Here is a 1,900-nt window from a genome sequence, read left to right as displayed (position 1 = left end):
TCTGCTGAAAAAAAGCCCATAGACTATTCTTATCTTGCCGCATCAGATTTTCGCTCCGTCCGACGCAATTATCCTCATGCAGTTGCAATATGTGGATATGCTTACGAATATACGGATTTGAATGGTGACCAATGCGTATTAACAGTTGTAGAGTACGAGATAATCAAACAGTATTCTATGGTAACCCTGCACAATCTCACGCAGGGAACGACAGTTACAGACCCAATCGAATATTACAATGAGCGCATTGACAGAGCTTACGGACAAAATAAATTGAATTATTATGACCAATACGAAGATTTCCTTACACATTATCAAACAGCTTTAGAGGCAATGTTGAGCGTATTTCAAGGAGGAGGAAATACCGCATCTGGTTCCTTTGCAAGTGCTGAATACTTAAACCAATAATTCAAGGCCGGGATTTCTCCCGGCCTTTCCTTTGCCGCACAGAGCGCACAAAAAGCGCACAGACCTAAAAAATCTGTGCATCTGTCAAGTAAAAGTAGACACAAAAAAGCGCAGCTAACAGAAGCCCAGTTCGGTCCTGTACTGAACTGGGCTTCTATAGCCCAAAGCAGCAGCCAGACGGCGGTTATTGAAGAAGTCGACGTAGGAGTCCAACAGAGCTGGAACATCTTTTGCGTGGGCCAGATCGAAGTCGAGGAACAATTCTTCTTTGATCCATCCGTTCAAAGCTTCTATGATCGGGTTATCTGTTGGAGTTCCTACTCGCGACATGGAGCGAAGTATGTTATAATCCTTGTGGGCCTGGCAAAAAGCCCGTGAAGAGTAGACAGCTCCCTGGTCGGTGTGGAAGACTACCTGGGACGTCTGCTCTTCTCTTTTGTCCATAAGCTGTTTGAGCACATCGAGACAATGATAGTAAGGTTTGTTGCTTCCTTTCGTCGATGTTACGCTATGAGCCAGGATCTCATTATTGAAGGTATCCAACAGAATGGTCCATTCCCACTCCACACCGTTTACCCGAAATTCGGTCATATCAGACACAACGATCTGCAAAGGCGCCGCTGTATTCCAGCGGCCTCGAACTTCGTTAGGAAACTGAACGCTTTCCTCTCCGGGCGGCTTATACCTGTATTTTCTGGCTTTAGAGCGTATTCCAGCGGCTTTACAGCACTGGTGTGCCAGATGGTGTGAAAACACCCAGCCAGTTTCCTGAAACACATCGTTTGCCAGACGATGATACCCGTGAGAAGGATGTTTGTCATGTGCCTTTAGAAGGAACTCTGTCAGCAAGATCCTGTCCCGTTCATATCGATTCGGCTGTCCTTGCCGGGCTTTCCATTTGTAATAACCGGATCGATTCACTCCCATAAGCTTACACAGAAAATCTATTGGATACTTCACTTTGAGTTCTTCGATGACTTCGTATTCTTTTCGCTGCCAGTAACGTACTCCTTGTTTGCACCAGCTCCTTCCACCCAATATCCTTTTTTTAACCGGGCTATTTCCACCTCTTGTTTGGCCACGATGAGGCGGAGCCGTTCCACTTCACTCAATGACTTGCTTGTATGAAGCGCGGCATACGGATTGCCATTTCGCGGCTCTAGTGCATCTTCTCCCTCTGTTATATATTTCTTTACCCATGCGCACACCAAACTATTGCTGATAGAATATTGCCGTTCAATTTCACAAACCGGAATATGTTCTTCCAAATGAAGCTTTATTATCTTCATTTTTTCTTCTTTGCTCCATTTTCGATGCGGAATCCCTTTCTTCCCCATCTTTTCACCTCTATTCCTATTTTAACAGATATAAAAAAGTAGACACTCACCCGCTTTGTAAGTGTCTACTTTTAGCTTACCAGATGCAGACCTAAAAAATCTGTGCGTTCTTTTCTTTTGCTTCGAGTAAGAAATAGTTGTAATTTTGACGGCGG

Annotated in this window: 3 protein-coding genes; 1 reads left to right on the top strand and 2 read right to left on the bottom strand. The window is 44.5% G+C overall.

What is annotated here, in order from left to right:
- A partial coding sequence (locus tag RDS42_RS14550; RefSeq protein WP_308784287.1) for a hypothetical protein occupies nt 1-408 on the top strand: 408 nt, incomplete at its 5' end.
- Between the two features lie 114 nt (nt 409-522).
- Here the strand turns inward: RDS42_RS14550 and RDS42_RS14545 are convergent.
- Both RDS42_RS14545 and RDS42_RS14540 read right to left on the bottom strand, forming a co-directional pair.
- Entirely contained in the window at nt 523-1,368 is an 846-nt protein-coding gene (locus tag RDS42_RS14545) for an IS3 family transposase (RefSeq protein WP_308784286.1), read from the bottom strand.
- Nucleotides 1,365-1,745, bottom strand: coding sequence for a helix-turn-helix domain-containing protein (locus tag RDS42_RS14540; RefSeq protein WP_154039517.1), 381 nt, complete (start codon nt 1,743-1,745; stop codon nt 1,365-1,367). The genes RDS42_RS14545 and RDS42_RS14540 overlap by 4 nt, the downstream gene beginning before the upstream one ends.
- Nucleotides 1,746-1,900 lie beyond the last annotated feature (155 nt).

This window comes from uncultured Blautia sp. (assembly GCF_902497045.1).
In the GTDB taxonomy this organism is placed as follows: Bacteria; Bacillota; Clostridia; order Lachnospirales; family Lachnospiraceae; genus Blautia_A.
This window is presented reverse-complemented; position numbering and strand designations above follow the sequence as displayed.

Excerpts from the sequence above, each read along its gene's own strand:
- RDS42_RS14540 (WP_154039517.1), bottom strand. The coding sequence starts at position 1,745 with ATGGGGAAGAAAGGGATTCCGCATCGAAAATGGAGCAAAGAAGAAAAA.